At 60.2% G+C, this 19589-nt stretch carries 20 protein-coding genes; 4 read left to right on the forward strand and 16 right to left on the reverse strand.

Features of this window, described 5'->3' with window-relative positions; all coding sequences use genetic code 11:
* Position 1 precedes the first annotated feature (1 nt).
* The 8 genes from ACP7B1_RS20835 to katA form a co-directional block, all read right to left on the reverse strand.
* On the reverse strand, positions 2-355 hold the full coding sequence (locus ACP7B1_RS20835) for a hypothetical protein (RefSeq protein ID WP_223611609.1): 354 nt from the start codon (positions 353-355) through the stop codon (positions 2-4).
* A gap of 85 nt (positions 356-440) precedes the next feature.
* Entirely contained in the window at positions 441-2003 is a 1563-nt protein-coding gene (gene guaA, locus ACP7B1_RS20840; protein WP_346307310.1) for a glutamine-hydrolyzing GMP synthase, read from the reverse strand.
* Positions 2004-2132: 129 nt separating this feature from the next.
* Complete coding sequence (locus tag ACP7B1_RS20845) at positions 2133-2462, reverse strand: type II toxin-antitoxin system HicB family antitoxin (RefSeq protein WP_223611611.1); 330 nt, start codon at positions 2460-2462, stop codon at positions 2133-2135.
* Positions 2459-2719, reverse strand: a complete 261-nt coding sequence (locus tag ACP7B1_RS20850) for a type II toxin-antitoxin system HicA family toxin (RefSeq protein WP_346307311.1) — start codon at positions 2717-2719, stop codon at positions 2459-2461. Before ACP7B1_RS20850 ends, ACP7B1_RS20845 begins: the two co-directional genes overlap by 4 nt.
* A 54-nt stretch (positions 2720-2773) precedes the next feature.
* The gene (locus ACP7B1_RS20855; protein ID WP_426137231.1) at positions 2774-3418 is read right to left on the reverse strand and encodes a 5'-methylthioadenosine/S-adenosylhomocysteine nucleosidase; all 645 of its coding nucleotides are present in this window, start codon (positions 3416-3418) and stop codon (positions 2774-2776) included.
* Position 3419: 1 nt separating this feature from the next.
* Entirely contained in the window at positions 3420-3878 is a 459-nt protein-coding gene (locus ACP7B1_RS20860) for a TspO/MBR family protein (protein ID WP_346307312.1), read from the reverse strand.
* Between the two features lie 43 nt (positions 3879-3921).
* The gene (locus tag ACP7B1_RS20865) at positions 3922-5211 is read right to left on the reverse strand and encodes an RsmB/NOP family class I SAM-dependent RNA methyltransferase (RefSeq protein WP_346307313.1); all 1290 of its coding nucleotides are present in this window, start codon (positions 5209-5211) and stop codon (positions 3922-3924) included.
* A gap of 115 nt (positions 5212-5326) precedes the next feature.
* Positions 5327-6823 (reverse strand): catalase KatA, encoded by a 1497-nt coding sequence (gene katA / locus ACP7B1_RS20870; RefSeq protein ID WP_426137232.1) that lies wholly within the window; start codon positions 6821-6823, stop codon positions 5327-5329.
* A 146-nt stretch (positions 6824-6969) separates the two neighbouring features.
* Between katA and ACP7B1_RS20875 the strand changes: the two genes are divergently transcribed.
* Positions 6970-7899, forward strand: coding sequence for a hydrogen peroxide-inducible genes activator (locus ACP7B1_RS20875; RefSeq protein WP_346307315.1), 930 nt, complete (start codon positions 6970-6972; stop codon positions 7897-7899).
* 34 nt (positions 7900-7933) lie between these two features.
* Here ACP7B1_RS20875 and ACP7B1_RS20880 read toward each other — a convergent pair whose 3' ends face one another.
* Both ACP7B1_RS20880 and ACP7B1_RS20885 read right to left on the reverse strand, forming a co-directional pair.
* Positions 7934-8359: an MAPEG family protein gene (locus ACP7B1_RS20880; protein ID WP_346307316.1), complete on the reverse strand. Its 426-nt coding sequence runs from the start codon at positions 8357-8359 to the stop codon at positions 7934-7936.
* 55 nt (positions 8360-8414) lie between these two features.
* Complete coding sequence (locus ACP7B1_RS20885) at positions 8415-9296, reverse strand: LysR family transcriptional regulator (protein WP_346307317.1); 882 nt, start codon at positions 9294-9296, stop codon at positions 8415-8417.
* Positions 9297-9420: 124 nt separating this feature from the next.
* Between ACP7B1_RS20885 and ACP7B1_RS20890 the strand changes: the two genes are divergently transcribed.
* Positions 9421-10479 (forward strand): SDR family oxidoreductase, encoded by a 1059-nt coding sequence (locus tag ACP7B1_RS20890; RefSeq protein ID WP_346307318.1) that lies wholly within the window; start codon positions 9421-9423, stop codon positions 10477-10479.
* A gap of 21 nt (positions 10480-10500) precedes the next feature.
* On the opposite strand, the gene ACP7B1_RS20895 is transcribed toward ACP7B1_RS20890, so the two are convergent.
* From ACP7B1_RS20895 to ACP7B1_RS20905, 3 genes are all read right to left on the reverse strand, one after another.
* Positions 10501-11040 (reverse strand): DinB family protein, encoded by a 540-nt coding sequence (locus ACP7B1_RS20895; RefSeq protein WP_346307319.1) that lies wholly within the window; start codon positions 11038-11040, stop codon positions 10501-10503.
* Between the two features lie 16 nt (positions 11041-11056).
* Positions 11057-12562, reverse strand: a complete 1506-nt coding sequence (guaB, locus tag ACP7B1_RS20900; RefSeq protein ID WP_223611621.1) for an IMP dehydrogenase — start codon at positions 12560-12562, stop codon at positions 11057-11059.
* Between the two features lie 176 nt (positions 12563-12738).
* Positions 12739-13158 (reverse strand): lysozyme inhibitor LprI family protein, encoded by a 420-nt coding sequence (locus tag ACP7B1_RS20905; RefSeq protein ID WP_346307320.1) that lies wholly within the window; start codon positions 13156-13158, stop codon positions 12739-12741.
* A gap of 178 nt (positions 13159-13336) precedes the next feature.
* On the opposite strand from ACP7B1_RS20905, the gene ACP7B1_RS20910 reads away from it, so the two are divergent.
* Complete coding sequence (locus ACP7B1_RS20910; RefSeq protein ID WP_426137235.1) at positions 13337-14656, forward strand: chloride channel protein; 1320 nt, start codon at positions 13337-13339, stop codon at positions 14654-14656.
* Here ACP7B1_RS20910 and ACP7B1_RS20915 read toward each other — a convergent pair.
* Complete coding sequence (locus ACP7B1_RS20915; RefSeq protein ID WP_426137233.1) at positions 14641-15624, reverse strand: MBL fold metallo-hydrolase; 984 nt, start codon at positions 15622-15624, stop codon at positions 14641-14643. The two genes, ACP7B1_RS20910 and ACP7B1_RS20915, sit on opposite strands and share 16 nt — an antisense overlap.
* A gap of 250 nt (positions 15625-15874) precedes the next feature.
* Here ACP7B1_RS20915 and ACP7B1_RS20920 point away from each other — a divergent pair, with 250 nt between their 5' ends.
* Entirely contained in the window at positions 15875-17275 is a 1401-nt protein-coding gene (locus ACP7B1_RS20920) for an MFS transporter (protein ID WP_346307322.1), read from the forward strand.
* Positions 17276-17283: 8 nt separating this feature from the next.
* Here ACP7B1_RS20920 and ACP7B1_RS20925 read toward each other — a convergent pair whose 3' ends face one another.
* Both ACP7B1_RS20925 and ACP7B1_RS20930 read right to left on the reverse strand, forming a co-directional pair.
* Entirely contained in the window at positions 17284-17991 is a 708-nt protein-coding gene (locus ACP7B1_RS20925) for an RlmE family RNA methyltransferase (protein ID WP_346307323.1), read from the reverse strand.
* A 20-nt stretch (positions 17992-18011) separates the two neighbouring features.
* Positions 18012-19475, reverse strand: a complete 1464-nt coding sequence (locus ACP7B1_RS20930; RefSeq protein WP_346307324.1) for a Ppx/GppA phosphatase family protein — start codon at positions 19473-19475, stop codon at positions 18012-18014.
* Between the last annotated feature and the right edge of the window lie 114 nt (positions 19476-19589).

Here is a 19589-nt window from a genome sequence, read left to right on the forward strand (position 1 = left end):
GTTATGATGGTATGATGCGGACCTTGTACGTGCCTACTTTGGGCGAGGAACCGGTAATCTGCAGCTCATTGTTTTCAAACTGGAAATGCGAGGACGTGACCCGGAACTCCGTATGGACAAAGACGGGATTGAGCTCGCCCTTCTCGGCAAACCGCACGGACGAAACATCGTCGTCGCGAAAGCTGAGATATACCCGCGTGTGTTCATGTGCCAGCCGGGCACTTTGAAAGATAACGTCGGCGTCGAAACGGCACCGCTCACCCCGATCCCGGTTGATACCAAAATGCTCGATGAAATTGCCCATAGCCTCAAAATTCCTGGCTATGTTTGCACTGTCCTGCTCGGAGTCGTTCATGATTGCCCTTTCGTGTGGCGCCGAACGATTAAATCACGGCTTCGTCGCGCTCCCGCCAAAGGGACACGATGGCCGTCAATTTTTCTCACTCCCACTCGATCGTGCCTGGCGGCTTCGACGTGACGTCATAGACGACGCGGTTGATGCCCTTGACTTCGTTGATGATCCGCGTGGCCGCCTGGCCAAGGAAGCTCATGTCGTAGTGGTAGAAGTCGGCTGTCATGCCGTCGACGGAAGTGACGGCACGCAGGGCGCAGACGAATTCGTAGGTCCGGCCATCGCCCATGACACCGACTGTCTGCACCGGCAGAAGCACGGCGAATGCCTGCCAGATCACATCGTAAAGGCCCGCCTTGCGGATTTCGTCGAGATAGACCGCATCGGCCTCACGCAAAATCTCCAGCTTCTCGCGGGTGATGCCACCGGGGCAGCGGATGGCAAGGCCGGGGCCGGGGAACGGATGGCGGCCGATGAAGGAATCGGGCAGTCCGAGTTCCTTGCCCAGCACGCGTACTTCATCCTTGAACAGCTCACGCAGCGGTTCGACCAGTTGCATGTTCATGCGCTCGGGCAGACCGCCGACATTGTGGTGCGACTTGATCGTCACCGAAGGGCCGCCGGTAAAGGAAACGCTTTCGATCACGTCGGGATAGAGCGTTCCCTGTGCGAGGAAATCCGCGCCGCCAAGTTTCTTGGCTTCTTCCTCGAACACTTCGATGAACAGGCGGCCAATGGTCTTGCGCTTCTTCTCCGGATCGGATTCGCCTTCCAGCGCGTCGATGAAACGATCCTGCGCGTTCACAAGAATGAGCGGCAGGTTGTAATGTTCGCGGAACATGGCAACCACATCGGCTGCCTCGTTCTTGCGCATCAGACCGTGATCGACAAGAATGCAGGTGAGCTGCTCGCCAACCGCTTCATGGATCAGCAAGGCGGCAACGGAGGAATCAACGCCGCCCGAGAGGGCGCAAATCACCTTCCTGTCGCCAACCTGCTTGCGGATCGCAGTGACGGCCTGTTCGCGATAGGCGGACATGGTCCAGTCGCCCTTGATGCCGGCAATGCGATGCACGAAATTCTGCAGGAGCTTGGCGCCGTCGGGCGTGTGCACCACTTCCGGATGGAACTGCACGGCATAGAATTTCTTCGCTTCGTTGGCGATGGCAGCGAACGGCGCGCCCGTCGATGTGCCGACAACCTTGAAACCATCGGGAATGGAAACGACGCGGTCGCCATGGCTCATCCAGACCTGATGGCGTGTCCCCTTGGCCCAGATGCCGTCGAACAGGGCGCATTCTTCCTGAATGTCGAGGAAAGCGCGGCCGAATTCGCGGTGATGGCCGCTTTCGACCTTGCCGCCAAGCTGCGCGCACATGGTCTGCTCGCCATAGCAGATGCCGAGAACCGGGATGCCCGATTCAAACACAGCCTGCGGCGCACGCGGGCTGCCGATATCCACGGTGGAATGCGGACTGCCGGACAGAATGACCGCCTTCGGCTTGATGCGGCGGAATGCTTCGTCAGCGGATTGGAAAGGAACGATCTCGGAATAGGCGCCAGCTTCGCGCACACGGCGTGCAATCAGCTGCGTTACCTGGCTGCCGAAATCGACGATGAGGACTGTATCGGGATGAGTGGGTGTGTTCATGGCGGGCCTTTAAAGCAATTGCCGAGTCGATGCAATGGGTCACTCCACCACACACGGATGCCAATTGCATTTGTTCACAATTTGAGAGGAATCATCGTTGTGTTTTGGTGTTTGTTCGCATTCGAACCTCTAGCGCAACGATCGCTCCAACGTCATGACAACCCATTTGTTGAGACTCACCCCGGCGCGGCGCGCGGCGCTGGAAATGGCCTTGTGCAGGACCGGTTCCGCACGCACGACAAACTGACCGGAAAATGGCTTCTCCGGCTCCTCGCCACGCTCGGCGCAAAAGGCCAGATAATCCTCGATGGAGCCGGCAAGCGCTTGCTTCAGCTCTGCCGCAGATGTTCCCTGAAAGGTAATGACGTCGCGAAGGTTGATAACCTCACCGTGGAAAAGAGAAGCATCTTCATCGTATTCGATAACCGCTTCATAGCCCTTGTAATGCATCGTACTCATGGTCTTATCTCCGCTTCCAGCAGAACGCGCCTCACTGATTTCACCGCGCCCTTATCCGTTTCCTTTTGCGGATGCGGTCGATGAAACACCGCACGGATGCCATTCAAGGCGATACGAACCCGCGAGCCCTGCCCTTCCGTAATCTCGCCTCCACAAGCGAGGATGAGCGCCTCAATATCCCGCCAAGCAATACCTGCACGGACGGGTTCGGCAAAAATGGCGGCAAGCGTCGCCCGATGCTTCCGGTTGAAATCCATATAATGATATCACTTTTCAGTATCAATAAAATAGTCGATAAGAAAGTCAAAAAATTATAGCGTGATCGCCCCGGTCTCCAGCGCGTGGCCCATGGCCTCCACGGCCAGCGCCAGTTTTTCGTCGATTACATGCAGATATTCGGTCCAGTCACCGACATGGCGCAGGTCCGCAGCGCCATCGGAAATGCCGCGCAACCCGATCAACGGCAGGCCAAAACGCTGGCAGGCGCGCAATATGGCAAAAGTCTCCATCTCCACCATATCCGCATCGATCCGGTCATAGGCGCTGCCCGAGACGATGTTCGCGCCGGTTGAAAGCGATGCTTCCTTCACGCCCGGGATGCGCAGCGGCAAAGGCACGGTGACCGGCAGATCGAGAAACGGCGTTGCCCCCTTGGTGAAGCCAAGCGGCGAAGCGTCCATGTCGCGATAGGAGACACTTGTCGCCTGATAGACTTCGGTCTGCTCCAGCGTCCGCGACCCGGCTGATCCCAGCGATACAACGAGGTCCGGTACGATTCCATCCCGTTCCAGCGCCGCCAGATTGGCCGCAAGGCTGACCGCCGCCTCCACCGGGCCCACACCGGTCATCAGCGGCCGGAACAGCCGCTGCAGATGCGCCCCATACTCCGCATCCACCGCCATGACGAACAACACCTGTTTGCCGCCAACAGCGGCCAGTTGATAGGGCAAACTCATGTCAGGACACCGGATTGAGCAGATACAGCGATGCGTTGAGCAGTGTGGCAAACGCCACCCAGACGAGATAGGGGACGAACATGACAGCCGACGGTCTATCGGGCTCCCATGTCACCCGGATGAAGGCGATGATCGAGACCAGCAAAAGCGCGATGACCAGCAAGGCAAATCCCATCTGCTGGAAGCCGAAAAAGGTCGGAGACCACAAAAAATTCAGGATGAGCTGCGCCCACCAGAATTGCTGGGCGGAGGTCATATCGAGATCCCACACCCGCCACCCGGCAACTGCGATCAGGACATACAGGATCGTCCACACCGGCGCAAAAATCCAGTTCGGCGGGTTGAATGAAGGCTTGACCAGCCCGGCATACCATTCGCCCGGCAGCGTGATATAGCCGATGGCAAGCCCGCCACCGACAGTCAACACGAGAAACAAGAGAAACCCTACGGACCGGGACATGGTAGAACCTTTCCTGCGGACAATGTCGCGGATGGTTGTACCGTTATTTCTCGCGTCTGAGAACAGAAATGAAGAAGCCGTCCGTCGACGTCGACAATGGCGACAAGATCGTGTTGCCATCCTTGAACAAAGGCGCGAGACCGTCGCTCGCCGACACCGCCTCCTGCCAGAGCGCGCGGGTATCGACCGGGGTATAATCAGGGTTTGCCCCCAGGAACGCAGCGACCTGCTGGCCGTTTTCCGGCGCAAACAGCGAGCAGGTGATGTAGACCAGCCGCCCGCCCGGTTTCACATAGGCCTTGGCCGCGTCAAGCACCTCGCGCTGTTCCACCTCGCGCCGTTCCAGCTGCTGCTCGCTGAGGCGCCACTTCGCGTCCGGCCTGCGCCGCCAGGTGCCGGAACCGGTGCAAGGCGCATCGACCAGAACGAGATCCATCTGGCCTTCAAGCGGGATGAGTTCGCTGGAATTGGCGTGGGCTTGGGCATTGCGCACCCCTGCCCGTTTGAGTCGGTCAAAAATGGGGGCAAGCCGGGCACGTTCCGCGTCATAGGCGTGAATCTGCCCCTTGTTGCCCATCTGGGCCGCCAGCGCCAGCGTCTTGCCACCAGCTCCGGCGCAGTAGTCGAGCACCTGTTCGCCAGGCCTCGCACCGCTGAGTTTGGCAGCGATCTGCGACCCGAGATCCTGCACCTCGAAAAGGCCGCGCTGGAAGGCCGGTTCCGCCTGCACGTTCGGATGACGGCCCATGGCGCGCAGCGGCGGCACCCGGACGGCGGTTTCCAGCAGCGGCGCGGCGCTGGCTCCGGCGCGAACCAGTTCCTTCAGTACCTTTTCGCGATCGGCCTTCAGCGTGTTGACGCGCAGATCGACCGGCGGGCGGTCGCTGAGGGCAGCGGCTTCACCCACCCAGGCATCGCCGAAAATCGCCTGGAAATGCGGCACACACCATTCTGGCGTGTCGGCGCGCACATGATCGGGCGCCGCTGCGAGGTCACGCTCCAGCCAGATGGCCATGCGGTCGGCTTCGAGCGGTGCGGGCGCAAACTTGTCACCATCCAGCGCGGCATTGATTTCATCGATAACCAGTTCGGCATCGGACAAGAGCACGCCAAAGGCAATATGACGGGCGGCATTGCTGTCCATGCGCCAGCCGAGCGACAATTTCCGCCGCAAGGCGTCATAGACGATATTGCCGATGACCGCGCGGTCACCCGCACCGGCAAAGCGGTGCGACAGTCCCCAATCCTTGAGCGCATCGGAAGCCGGGCGTTTGCGGGTCTCAATATCGTCCAGTACTTCGATTGCCGCCTGCAGGCGTCCACCAAGTCGCATGGGAATTCCTTCTTGTTGTCTACCGGCTTCGCATACATGGCAAAGCCAATAAAAGAAAGCCGGAGCATCACGCTCCGGCTTTCACATTGAACAACAAAGTTGTTGCAGGCAGCGATTACTCGGCCGCGGCGTGCTTTTCTTCGTTGGAAATCGCATTGGCTTCATAGCCATGCGCTTCCTTGAGGGCAGCCCGCACGCCGGCTTCATACGCGGGATGAACGCGCTTGAAGTGCGCCAGCTGGCGCTCGATGATAGCACCGGGAACACCGCCCATTGCCGCGGCAATGTTGGAGAACAGGCGCGCACGCTGACCGGCGTCGAACAGGTTGAACAGTGCCGTCACCTGACCGTAGTCATCGTTGCCGATGCGGTGGTTGTAGCGATCCGCGTTGCCGGAAAGAGCCAGCGGCGGCTCTTTTGCCGACGGCTGCTCGACGGCGCCCGAGAAACTGTTGGGCTCGTAATAGGCATCGACATTGCCGGTCTTCTGGCCAAAGAAGTTCATCTGGCCATCCTTGTGATAGTGATGGACCGGGCACTTCGGCTGGTTGACGGGCAGTGTTTCATAGTGCGTGCCAAGGCGGTAGCGATGCGCATCCGCATAGGAGAACACACGGGCCTGCAGCATCTTGTCCGGAGAATGACCGATGCCGGGAACGACGTTCGACGGCGAGAAGGCAGCCTGTTCGATCTCGGCGAAATAGTTGTCGGCATTGCGGTTGAGTTCCATGACACCGATTTCGATCGGCGGGAATTCAGCATGCGGCCAGACCTTGGTCAGATCGAACGGATTGTAGGAAGTCTTTTCCGCATCGCTTTCGCTCATGATCTGAACCTGGACGGTCCATTTCGGGAATTCACCGCGTTCAATACCGCCAAACAGCTCTTCCTGGTAGGTTTCGCGTGACTTGCCGATCAGGGCTTCAGCTTCCGCATTGGTGTAATGCTTGTGGCCCTGCTGGGTCTTGAAGTGGAATTTTACCCAGAAGCGCTCGCCATTGTCATTCCAGAAGGAATAGGTGTGCGAGCCGTAGCCGTTCATATACATCGGCGCGACCGGCAGACCGCGATCCGACATCAGGATGGTGACCTGGTGCAAGCTTTCCGGCGACAGCGACCAGAAATCCCACATGGCTGTGGCCGAACGCATGTTGGTGCGCGGATGGCGCTTCTGCGTGTGAATGAAATCAGGGAACTTCAGCGGATCGCGCACGAAGAACACCGGCGTATTGTTGCCGACCAGATCCCAGTTGCCTTCGCTCGTGTAGAATTTGAGGGCGAAACCGCGCACGTCGCGCTCGGCATCGGCGGCGCCAAGTTCACCGGCAACCGTGGAAAAACGCAGCAGCAGCGGCGTTTCGGTGCCCGGCTGCAAGGCCTTGGCCTTGGTGTAGCGGGAGATATCGCCGGTGATCTTCAGCGTGCCGAATGCGCCCCAGCCCTTGGCATGAACAACACGTTCGGGGATACGTTCACGGTTCTGGTGGGCAAGCTTTTCGAGCAGCTGATAGTCGTCCAGGAGAACAGGACCGCGTTCGCCTGCAGTCCTCGAATTCTGATTGTCTGATACCGGTGCACCGGCAGTTGTTGTCAACGTCGGACGGTCAGCCATTGGCTTCTCCTTGAATTTCGTTTTTGACACTAATTTCAGAATCGCACGGCGCGCGGGCTCTCTGCGATCTCAGGGGTGACCATAGAACTATTCCAATCATAGTTTCCAATTGAATTTAGAATTATTATTGATAGGATTTGGTTATCATGTTTTCCGTCCGTCAGATGCGCTATTTCGATATCCTCGCCACCACTTTGCATTTCCGCAAGGCGGCAGAACTCGCGCGCATTTCGCAGCCGGCGCTTTCGGCGCAGATCGCGGAGATGGAGCAGCGGCTGGGAACACCCCTGTTCGAGCGGACGCGCCGCACCGTGGTTCTGACCGATATGGGCAAGCGGCTTTTGCCGCGGGTTCGCGGCATCCTGAACGGCGTCCGATCGCTGGAAGAACTGGCATCGCAGCGGCGCGGCATTCTGCAGGGCCGCCTGCGGCTGGGGATCATCCCGACTATAGCGCCCTATCTCCTGCCCATTCTCATTCCGGAACTGCGCGAAGCCTATCCTGAGCTGACCATCGAGTTGCGCGAGGCGGTGACGTCAAAGCTGGTCGAGGATCTGCGGCTCGGCGATCTCGACGCGCTGATCGCCGCCTTGCCGATTGACAGCGATGGCATTGTCGCCAAACCGCTGTTCCGCGACCGGTTTCTGATTGCCACGTCGAGCAATGATACCGACATCCTCACCTCGCCGATGACCCAGGAGAGCGTGGCGCTGGAACGGCTGCTGTTGCTCGAGGAAGGCCACTGCCTGCGCGATCAGGCCCTGGCGGTGTGCACCAGCGTCAAGCAGCGGCAGCTGGTCAATTATGGCGCCACCAGCATGACTACCCTGCTGCAGATGGTCAGCCATGGCATGGGCCTGACGCTGATCCCGGAAATTGCCGTGCGCACGGAAGCCAGCCGAAACAATGTGCGCATCCTTGCCTTTGCCGATCCCGAACCCTCGCGGGAGATCGGCCTGATCTGGCGCCGGCAAAGCGAAAGGCGCGACGATTTCGAGGCCCTTGCCGCTACGATTGTCGAGTGCGGCAGGCGATTGCTGATCTCAGCCGACGAGCTGGACGATCTGGCGGCTTAGTTCCTGACCGTTCCCCGCAATCCCTTCACCGCTTCTAAGCCGTTGCGGGTATCGCCAGATGCAGCGCGAGAATGACCCAGAGAATACCGTTCAAGAGATAGCCGATGGTGAAGATCGGCTGGCGCAGCCTCAAACGGTTCGACGTCACATGCACGACGGTGTGGGCGACGCGTGCTGCCACAAACAGCCAGGCGACAATGACGGCAAGAAACGATGAGCCATTGACCACATAAAGCGAAATGCAGACGGCGTAGAACAGGACGGGCAGCTCGTAAAGATTGATCAGGTTGCGGATCGCCGTGACGCTGACCTCCGGCTCCTTCAGCGGCAGCTTGAAATCGCGGGTCGACGCCTGGCCGCTCTTGACCGCCTCCATCCGGCGAAGGAATACCAGGCCGTAGACGATATAGATCAACGCGGTCAGTGCGATCATCGGCCAGAAAATTGCGGTCTGCGACATGGGGTCCTCCAATGTTAGCGCATCTTACGTCTACGTTCATTTTTTCCGCAAGCTGTTAATTCAACCCGGGAATTCCGGACAAGCCAGCCGCGAGATAATCGACAAACGCCTTTACCTTGCGCGGCAGAAACTTTGCCGAGGCATAGACCACGTGCATATCCATAGGGGCGTAGCGGTAAGCGGGCAGCACGCGAACCAGCGTGCCGTCATCGAGAAACGGCTGGACCAGCGGCACCTGCGCCCCGCCAATGCCCACACCCGCACACAAAGCCTGATTGAGCACAAAGGCGTTGTTGGCGAGAAAGCCTGATTTGACCGGCACGACAATCGGCCCCTCCGGCCCGATCAGCGGCACCGCCTCGCCCTGCGGCGACCAGATGAACCTGACATGCCGATGCTCTGACAGTTCCTCCGGCAGCAGGGGGCTGCCATGGCGCGCGAGATAATCCGGCGAAGCCACGAGAATGCGCTCGAACGTCGCCAGTTTCCGTGCCACCAGCCCCGAGGAGGCCAGTGCGCCGAACCGGATGGCAACATCCACACCCTCGGCCACCAGATCGGCAAAGCGGTCATCGAGAATGAATTCGACAGTCAAATCCGGGTGCTGGCGCTGAAAATCGATCAGCATCGGCGTCAGGTGCATCTGGCCGAACCCGACGGGCGCGTGCACGCGAAGATTGCCTTGAACCGAAGCGGCAAGGCCAGCCACCGCCTCTTCCGCCTCGTCGACGCTCTGCAGGATATGCCGCGCCCGCTGATAATAGGCCTCGCCGCTGTCGGTCAGGGCCAGCTGACGTGTCGAGCGATGCAGAAGCCGCATGTTCAGATGACGCTCCAGCGCCGCCATCTGCTGGCTGACGGCCGGTTGCGTGAGCCCCAGTTCCCGCGCCGCCGCCGACAGCGAGCCAAGCTCCGCCACGCGTACGAACGTCTTCATTGCCGCAAAGCGATCCACGCATCACCTCAAATATTTTCTTATGAATAATATCACCATTGATAGACTACGCAAACCTATGCAAATGGATGATGCTGACGGCACCAACACATATGGAGCTGTTGAAATGACGCAGGACATGAAAAAGGCCGTGATTGTGGGTGCCAATGGCATCATCGGCGGCAACCTCATTGCATATCTCAAGGAATTGGGTGACTGGGAGATCGTCGGCCTGTCCCGGCGCGGCGGGATTGCGGATGGCAGGCTCAGCCACATCGCCGTCGATCTGCTTGATGCGGCGGATGCCAAGGCAAAGCTCGCGTGCCTCACCGATGTCACCCATATCTTTTATGCGGCCTATCAGGACCGTCCGACCTGGGCCGAGCTGGTGCCGCCGAACCTTGCCATGCTGATCAACGTGGTCAATGCCATCGAACCCATCGCACCCGGCCTCCGGCACATCAGCCTCATGCAGGGATACAAGGTCTACGGTGCGCATCTCGGCCCGTTCAAGACACCGGCGCGCGAGAGCGATGCGAATCATATGCCGCCGGAATTCAACATCGATCAGCAGGATTTTCTCGAAGCCGCACAAAAGGGAAAACGCTGGACATGGTCCGCGCTGCGCCCGTCCGTCGTTATCGGATACGCGCTGGGCAACCCGATGAACCTTGCCTCGGTAATCGCCGTCTATGCCTCGATGTCCAAGGAACTTGGCATTCCCCTGCGCTTTCCCGGAAAGCCCGGAGCCTATGACAGCCTGCTTGAAATGACCGATGCCGGTCTGCTGGCGCGGGCAACGGTGTTCATCGCCACCAATCCGGCTAGCGGCAATCAGGCCTACAACATCAACAATGGCGATCTCTTCCGCTGGAGCGAGATGTGGCCGAAAATTGCCAGGTTTTTCGATCTGGAGGTTGCCCCGCCCCTGCCCATGTCCCTGAACGTGGTGATGGCCGACAAGGAACCGCTCTGGGATAGAATGGTTGGGAAGCACGGTCTTGCGGCAGTCCCCTACAGGGATGTCTCGTCATGGGGATTTGGCGATGCGGTGTTCGGCTGGAATTACGATTTCTTCGCCGACGGCAGCAAATTGCGGCGCGCCGGCTTCCACGACCATATCGATACGGAAGAAATGTTCCTGAACGTCTTCCGGGATCTGCGGGCGCGGAAGATTATTCCGTGAACTTGCCCCCCTTGAGGGAGGTCAAGTCGCGAAAGGTTCGCCCTTGCGGCGCGCAATATCGTAGTTCAGGAAAAACTCATCGAGTTGCGGCGGGGACACTTTTGTTCCCGCCAGCATCGCATGTGCCTGCCCGCGATGATGAATCTGGTGCACGAACAGATGAGACAGAACAAGCCGGATCGGCTCCTGTGAAACCTGCCCGTCATGCCATTCGATCATAACGATCCGGTCAAGATCCGGCGCAGTCAGACTGTCGCAAAAGGCGATGAGATCGGCGTCGTACGCCTCCTGCGCTGCTCTGAGATCCGCCAGTTTGGGAAAGGGAATATCCCCGACAAGGCTGATGTTCTTGCGGCCGACGCCGGTCATGTCAGCCAGATAGATGTGATCGACAATGAGATTGTGATTCAACGTCATCTGCAGCGACGGGAAGAAACTGATCCGCTCCTGCGCAAATTCGGCATCCGTCAACCCGGCACAGGCCCCGAGCAGCCGATGGTTCGACCAGGCGCTGTTGCGCGCCATGGCCGAGAAGTGGTCGCGGAGGGCGTTATCAGACATGGCCTCCGCGCCCCGATCAGTTGCCGCCGGGATAGTTCGGGCTTTCGCGCGTGATCGTCACGTCATGGGTGTGGCTTTCCCGCAGGCCCGCATTGGTGATGCGGACAAAGGTCGCCTTGTCGCGGAACTCTTCCAGGTTCTTGGCACCGACATAGCCCATCGATGCACGAAGACCGCCGGCAAGCTGGTGCAGTACGCCCGACACCGGCCCCTTGTAGGCCACCTGGCCTTCAATGCCTTCCGGCACAAGCTTGAGCTCGTCGCGGACTTCCGCCTGGAAGTAGCGATCCGCCGAACCGCGGGCCATGGCGCCGACCGAACCCATGCCGCGATAGGCCTTGAAGGAACGGCCCTGGTAGAGATAGACCTCGCCGGGGCTTTCCTCGGTTCCGGCAAGGGCGGAACCTGCCATGGCAGCAGCGGCACCGGCCGCAAGCGCCTTGGCGAAATCGCCGGAATATTTGATGCCGCCATCGGCGATGACCGGAACACCGGCCTTGTGCGCGGCTTCCACGGCCGACATGATGGCGGAAAGCTGCGGCACGCCGACACCGGCAACGATACGCGTGGTGCAGATGGAGCCCGGTCCGATACCGACCTTGACCGCATCGGCACCCGCATCGATCAGCGCCTGCGTGCCCGCAGCCGTTGCAACGTTACCGGCAATGATGCGCACGGCGTTCGACATCTTCTTGGCGCGGGTGACCGCATCCAGGACACGCTGCGAATGGCCGTGAGCGGTATCGATGACGAGCACGTCGACACCGGCGGCAATGAGCCGTTCGGCACGCTCGAAACCGTCTTCGCCGACGCTGGATGCAGCGGCAACCCGCAGGCGTCCCTGTGCGTCCTTGGCGGCATTCGGGTTCAGCTGCGACTTTTCCATATCCTTGACGGTGATCAGACCGACGCAATGTCCCTTGCTGTCCACCACCAGCAGCTTCTCGATGCGGTGCTGGTGCAGAAGGCGCTTAGCTTCCTCGTGCTGGACATTGTTTTCGCGCACGGTGATGAGGTTTTCACGCGTCATCAGCTCGTAAATCTTCTGATTGGGATCGGACGCGAAGCGCACGTCGCGGTTGGTCAGAATGCCAACGAGACGGCCCGGCTTGCGGCTGCCCTCGCCGGCGTTCTCGACCACCGGAATGCCGGAAATGCCATGGGCGCGCATCAATGCCTGCGCATCGGCAAGCGTTGCGTCCGGGCCGATGGTGACCGGGTTGACGACCATGCCGGATTCGAACTTCTTGACCTGCCGGACCTCTTCGGCCTGCAGTTCCGGTGTGAGATTGCGATGGATGACGCCCATGCCGCCAGCCTGAGCCATGGCAATGGCAAGGCGCGACTCGGTGACGGTGTCCATGGCAGCGGAGAGCAGCGGCAGGTTCAGTTCGATATCGGGAGCAATGCGGGTGCGAATGTCAGTCTGGCCGGGCATGACTTCGGAATGACCCGGCTGAAGCAGGACATCGTCAAATGTCAGTGCCAGCGCGCCCGTCGCGGATTCAACAATTTTTGCCATAACCAATTCCTTAAAATGCGACAAGCGCACCACGATGGCGGTGCGCCGAGTCAGTAATGTTCCGGTGAATTGGCACGGGCTGGTAACATGGATATGTCGGTTTGGAAAGGTGGAAACGTATTTATTCCCCAATCAGCAATACATGATCCCCCTCTAGGGGTGGATGGAAACCGGCCTTACTGCGCATAATATTGAAGTTCCTTGATGCGCGCCCGCACGGCGTCCACATTCAGCGCCTCGATATCCATGCTGGCAATGGAACCCCGGTCGGCGCGCCATGGGCCGTTATCGGCCTTGATCTGGGCCTCGCGCCACGCCACCCATTTGCGCTGCGCGTCGCGGATCTGCTTGGCTGATTCCGGATCGACCGATGCCAGCACCTTCTTGTAGACAGCATTCAGTTGCTTGTCATAGGCAAGGAACGCCTTGTGCGAGCAGTCGACCATTCCAGCGGTCGTCTGTCCTGCCGGGCTGTTGAGACATTCCGTTGCCGCCTTGTCGATCGGATCGACCCTTTCCTCGGGTGAAGCGGCGACCGCCGACGACACCGCCCCGAGCGACAGCGAGACACAAAGCATGGCAAAGAATCGTTTCATGATGTCCTCCTTGGTGGCAAAATGCCCTGTGCATCTTGGCAGCAAAAGGGTGAATTGTTGAGACTGGCCCATCGCTTTCCCCCATGTTAGGACCATACGATCCCTTGGACGGTTGAACGCAGGAGATGTGGTGCGCCCGATTTACCGAAAAGTTTCCTTCCTGCGCCGGTCCCGTGCCATGTGGGGCAACACGCGGGTCTGGCGACCGCGCCTGGTGTTCTGGGCGGGGGCGGTTGCTATTGGTGTGATCAGTGTCCTCTTCGCCAAGCTGGCGGATCTTGCCCAGGAAACGTCTCATGGCGTGATCGGAACCAGCGGCTGGACGACATTCCTGCCCTTGATCATCACGCCGCTCGGCTTCATCTTCTGCGCCTATATGGCCTACAGTTTCTTCCCCAATGCCCAGGGCAGCGGCATTCCGCAGGCCATCGCGGCCCGCCATCTCAACGATCACGAGGATCGCGTCAGGCTGCTTTCCCTGCGCATGGTTTTCGGCAAAATCCTTTTGACCGTTGTCGGCCTGTTTTCCGGTGCCTCCATCGGCCGCGAAGGCCCAACGGTCCAGGTCGGCGCGTCGCTGATGCTGCAGGTGGCGCGCTGGGGCGGCATGGCGCAGGCGCGCGGGCTCATCCTAGCAGGTTCCGCCGCCGGTATTGCCGCGGCGTTCAATACGCCGCTCGCCGGCATCGTCTTTGCCATCGAGGAAATGGGCCGCTCCTATGAGGCGCGCACCAACGGCCTTGTTCTGACCGCCGTCATCCTCTCCGGCCTCGCGGCCATCGGGCTTGTCGGCAACTACACCTATTTCGGTGCATCCGTTGCCGTCGCAACCAGCTTTTCCGATTGGCTTCTGGTGATCCTGTGCGGTGTTGGCGGCGGTGCGTTCGGTGCCTTTTTCAGTGCCGGTGCCGTCAAGGCATTGCGCAGGATCAAGCGCTGGACGACACCCGATCCGTTTCGCCGTACCCTGCTGCTCGCCGCTGTGTGCGGTTTCGCCGTGGCGCTGATCGGGGTTGCTTCAGGCGGTACAACCTTCGGCACGGGCTACGAACAGGCGCGCAGTGCCGTGGAAGGCCATGCCCTGCCGTGGTATTTCTTTCTGGAGAAACTGCTCGCCAGTTTCCTTTCCATGGTTTCCGGCATTCCCGGCGGCATTTTTGCGCCCTCGCTGTCCGTCGGCGCGAGCTTCGGCAGTACAATCGGTCTGCTCACCGGCAGCAATATCGGCCTCGCCGCCGTGCTCGGCATGGCCGGCTATTTCGCCGGAGTGGTGCAGGCACCGATGACGGCTTTTGTCATCATTCTGGAAATGACCGGCAGCCATGACAGCGTCATTGCCCTGATGTGCACGTCCATGCTCGGTTACGGCACGGCACGCATCATCTCGCACGAACCGCTCTACCATGCCTTGTCACGGGTGTTCATTGCGGATGCGATCCGGCGCAAGCGCGCCGAAGCCGCATCAGCAACGCCCGCACAGGATCAGACGTCGAACTGATAGGTCACCGGCACGAAACGGTAGCCGCTTCCCTGCCGGTCGAGATAACCAGCCGACGGGAACGGCATATGATAACCGATGAACGGCACGCGGTCGGTGGCGATCATGTCGAGCACCCGCTTGCGCGTCTCGATACCCTTGGCCCGGTCCGTATCGAAAGCCACCTCCCATTCCGGATGCTGCAGGGCTGCGACATAGTGATTGGCGGTATCGGCGGTCAGCACCAGACGCTTGCCCGCGGATTCCACGTGGAAAATCATGTGGCCGGGCGTATGACCGTATGCCGCTTCGCTGGTAATCCCTGACACAATCGCATCACCAGCCTTGATGAAGGTGGTCTTTTCCGCCAGCGGTTTCACCTTGGCCGCGACACCCTTGGCACCCGCTTCCGCCGGCGTGCCCGCCCGCGCCGGATCGGTCCAGAAATCATATTCGATCTGCCCCGCGATATAGCGCGCATTGGCAAAGGCAGGCGTCTCGCCATTCATCAGGCCGCCGATGTGGTCACCATGCATATGGGTGATGACGACAACGCTCACCTGATCGGGCGTGTAACCCGCCGCTTTCATATTGGCTTCCAGCTGGCCGAAACCGTTGTCGCGCCCTGCAGCGCCAAAACCCGTGTCGAACAGGATCAGTTCAGCACCGGTATTGATCAGCACCGGAGCAAAACCATTGACGAACTTCGTTTCGGGCAGAAAGTTGGCGCGCATCAGTTCTGCCACCTTCTCCTGCGACTGATCGGCACCGAAGGTGGGAAACGGGCCATCGGACAGGCGCAGGCCATCGAGCAGCGTGGTGACCTCAAATTCACCCAGCTTGAAGCGCTTGAAACCCGGCGACTTCACCGGCGAAAGCGGAACCGCTGCGGCGGCAGGATCCGGCATGACCTGCGACATGGCGAGCCCACCGGCTATGGCGCTCGACGCAAGAAACAGGTCGCGGCGGGAAATCTCGTATGGCGTCATGAGTTCATTTCCTTCTGGCAGTCTTGGGGGTCTGCGGTTGAGATCGTGCACAGGCAACGTCATGGCTGCCGGGCCGTTCCCTTTTGCATAGCGGAAAATCGTATTGTGCTGGATCACATCTGATTGATCGGTGCTTGAGCACCCGCCACACTGGTGCTATCGCAGCGCCAGCAAGGGTTGCTTTTCATTGTGAGTCCCGCGACGGACCCCGATTGTTGACGAAGCTCTTTATTGAGAACTGGAATTCATTGTGAATCGCATTGTTCCACTCGTGCTCGCTGTCGCCCTGTTCATGGAACAGATGGACTCGACCGTCATATCCACATCCCTGCCCGCCATTGCCGCCGACATCGGTACGAGCCCCATCGCGCTGAAACTCGCGCTGACCGCCTATCTCGTCTCGCTCGCCGTGTTCATCCCGGTCAGCGGCTGGATGGCCGACCGGTTCGGCGCAAAAAATGTGTTCCGCGCGGCCATCGTCGTGTTCGTGCTTGGGTCGATCGCCTGCGCAGCCTCCAACTCGCTGCTGGCCTTCGTCGTCTCACGCTTCGTTCAGGGTGTCGGCGGTGCCATGATGACGCCGGTCGGCCGCCTTGTGCTGGTGCGCTCGACGCCGCGCAGCGAGCTTGTCGGCGCCATGGCCTGGTTGACCGTGCCCGCATTGGTCGGGCCGCTGGTCGGGCCGCCCATCGGCGGGTTTCTCACCACCTATTTCACCTGGCACTGGATTTTCCTGATCAACGTGCCGATCGGCCTGCTTGGCATCTGGTTCGCAACACGTTACCTGCCGGATGTGGAAACGCTGATCCAGCGCAAGCTTGACGTGCCCGGTTTCTTCCTCAGCGGCATTGCCGCATCCGGTGTGGTGTTCGGGCTCTCCGTGGTCAGCCTGCCGGCGCTCCCCGCATGGGTCGGGTTCTCGACGCTCGGCGTCGGCATCGTTTCGACGGTGCTCTACCTCATCCATGCCAAGCGCACGCCGGAACCGCTGCTGGCACTCGACCTGTTCAAGAACCAGGTGTTCCGTGCCTCGATTTTTGGCGGCAGTCTGTTCCGCATCGGCGTCGGTGCGACACCGTTCCTGCTGCCGCTGATGTTCCAGATCGGCTTCGGCATGACACCGTTCCAGTCCGGCCTCATGACCTTCATATCGGCTGCCGGTGCCATCGGCATGAAATTCGTGACCAAATGGTTCTTCCGCAAGACGGGCTTCCGCAATGCGCTGATGTATGGATCGCTGATTGCCGCAAGCTTCATTGCCATGAATGGTTTCTTCACGCCGGCAACACCGACTGCGCTCATTCTTGGCCTGCTTCTGGTCAGCGGCTTCTTCCGTTCACTGTTCTTTACCGGGGCCAATGCACTTGCCTATGCGGAAGTGCCGAATGAACAGACCAGCCTTGCAACACCGATCGCATCGGTCGCCCAGCAGATATCCATTGCCCTGGGCGTTGCGGTTGCCGGCGGCATTCTGGAAGTGTCCACCAATCTGCATGGCGGACCGCTGCAGCTCTCGGATTTCCACACGGCATTCTTCCTGGTGGCCGCCATATCCTCGCTGGCATTCTTCTCGTTCATGCCGATGAAGCCGGATGCGGGCGCCGAAGTATCCGGGCATTACCCGGATGCGAAGCCAGCGCCTGCCGAATAGACCGTCGTTTAAGACCGGCCCTTGAAATCACGGGCGAGCAGGTAAAGCTCCACCGACTCGGCGCGCGAGGCCGGCGGCTTGACGTGATGCACGGATTTGAAGTGCTGCTTGAGCAGGGTCAGCACTTCGTTTTCCGTGCCGCCCTGGAAGGTCTTGGTCAGGAAGTGACCACCCGGCCGCAGCACGGAAACCGCAAAGTCCGCCGCCACTTCGCACAGATGCGTCGTGCGGATATGGTCGGTGCGGCGGTGCCCCGTGGTGGGAGCCGCCATATCCGACAACACGATATCCGGCTGGCCGCCCAGCGCTTCGATCAGTTTGTCCGGCGCGGCATCGTCGAGGAAATCCATCTCGAGCAGCGTTACGCCCGGCAAGGGATCGATGTGCAGATAATCGATGCCGACAACCGTCGGCGCATCCTCGGGAGAGCCGACAATCCCCGCAGCAATCTGGCTCCAGCCACCGGGGGCGGCGCCCAGATCGATGATGCGCTGACCCTTTTTCAGGATCTTGTAGCGGTCGTCGATCTCGATCAGCTTGTAAGCGGCGCGCGACCGATAGCCGTCGGCCTTTGACCGCTGCACGTAGGGATCGTTGATATGACGTTCCAGCCAGCGGCGCGACGATTCCTTGATCGTGCCCGCCTTCTTCTTGATCTTGGTATGCAGGCCGCGCGTACCCGTACCGCCGCGCCCGCCTGTTGTTGTCTTAGCCATTGGGAATGCACGCCCCTCTTTTACGCGACATTGGCGCGAAACCACCGATTGCGCCACGCGCCATCGCGCGACATGAGTTCAGTCAAAATACCTTCGCGCAGGCCGCGATCAGCCACGCGCAGCTTCTGGCTGGGCCAGACATTGCGGATTGCATCCAGAATGGCGCAACCGGCAAGAACAAGATCCGCCCGGTCGGCACCGATGCAGGGATTGGCAACCCGTTCATCAAAGCTCCATGACAGGAGCCTGCTCGTCATCTCGGTCACGTCATCATTCTGCATCCAGATACCATCGATGCGGCGCCGGTCATAGCGGTCGAGACCAAGATGAATGCCGGCAAGCGTCGTCACCGTGCCTGATGTGCCGAGCAGGTGAAAATTCTGGCTGTTGACGAGATCGCCGAGCTTGTGCCGTTCGGAGAAATCATTGAGGAGTTCCGCCACATGATTGACCATGACGGCGAAATTGTCGGTCGTCACATCGCGGCCGCCAAAACGCTCCGCCAGCGTGACGACGCCAACGGGCAGCGAGGTCCAGGCAATGATATGTTCGGCCAGGCGCGGCGAACGGCGCTCCGACAGGTCGATCAGGGCAATCTCGGAGGAGCCGCCGCCAATATCGAACAGCACAACCGCATCCGTTTCGCGCTCGACCAGCGTGCCGCAGCCGGAAACAGCAAGGCGGGCCTCAGTCTGGCGGTTGATGATCTCCAGATCAAGGCCGGTCTCGTGTTTGACCTGATGCAGGAATTCCGCACCGTTTTCCGCCTGGCGGCAGGCCTCGGTGGCGATGAGGCGGGCGCGCCGCACATCGTGGTTTTCCAGCTTGTCGCGGCAAATCTTCAGCGCCTCGATGGCTCGGCTCATGGCATTCGGGCTCAGGCGCCCGGTTGCACCGAGCCCCTCGCCCAGACGGACAATGCGCGAAAACGCATCGATCACACGGAACTGGCCCGGCCGCGTCGGCGTTGCCACCAGCAGGCGGCAGTTGTTCGTGCCCAGATCCAGCGCTGCATAGAGCGGAGCACCGGCATATCTGGGTTCGCGCCGCGGGTTGTCAGGTTCGGATGGCTTGGCCGGACTGTTCTGTTCCACAGTCGCCGCGACAATGGCTTCCTGCTGTTTTGCGCCGGAACGCCCCCGGCGCCTGTGGCGGTTGGGGCGGCGCTTTTTGCCGGTTTTGACCGGCGCTGCGGCATCGGCTTCTCCCGCCGGATGCGCAGGTGCGGCGGAGGCAACAGGGTTTTGCGCCGAAACAGCACCGTGTTTCGACTTGCCGCGCCGACGGCGGCGTGCCCGTTTCTTGGGGTTTTTCTCGAAGCGTCCTTCCTGGGAATCGGACCGGCTCTCCTGCGGTTGACGCGCAGAATCCCCTTGTGGTCCGGGTCCGTTCTTGGCGGGACCTGGGATGCCATTCGACACCGTATGACCGCCAGACGCCCCTTCATTCGACGCTTTGCGGGCGCCCGATTCGGGGTCTTTCAAAATCTTATCCTTCGGGCGCCGCGCGAACCTCTGGAGGACGCAGGCAAGGCGCTTGTTCATTAACGTTGAAGCCAATGTAACATCATTTGCCGAATATAAAAGTGCCTGAGGCAA

Origin of the sequence: Phyllobacterium sp. SL163 (assembly GCF_049896885.1) — a bacterium.
Classification (GTDB): domain Bacteria; phylum Pseudomonadota; class Alphaproteobacteria; order Rhizobiales; family Rhizobiaceae; genus Phyllobacterium; species Phyllobacterium calauticae.